The organism is Robertmurraya sp. DFI.2.37, assembly GCF_029211245.1.
GTDB classification, from domain to species: domain Bacteria; phylum Bacillota; class Bacilli; order Bacillales; family Cytobacillaceae; genus Robertmurraya; species Robertmurraya methanolica_A.
The window spans coordinates 1-255 of record NZ_JARGEJ010000973.1 but is presented as its reverse complement, the minus strand read 5'-3'; the positions used below and the strand labels follow the sequence as shown (position 1 = coordinate 255).

The window sequence follows — 255 nt, the reverse complement described above, 5'->3', positions numbered from 1 at the left end:
GTTTGATTTCTTTGTTGTCTGCCGTCTTCTGTTTGGTTTCACCCCAGTCTACCTGAAGTTGTTTACCCATTGGTTGTTCAGGAACTGCTTCGTATTGACGTACAATGACCTTTTTCTCAATCTGATAAACTTCGCGAATCTCTTTCACATAAGACCTCACCGTACTTCCACCGACCGATAGGTCTGGATATCTCTCCAAAAGCCAATCATGAATTTGAGCACTACTCAGGTGAGGATACTCTTCTAGCCATGCAA

Annotated in this window: 1 pseudogene; it reads right to left on the bottom strand. The window is 43.1% G+C overall.

Annotated features, from left to right (window positions below):
• Positions 1 to 255, bottom strand: a pseudogene (locus PZE06_RS34315) (IS21 family transposase); the annotation flags it as partial.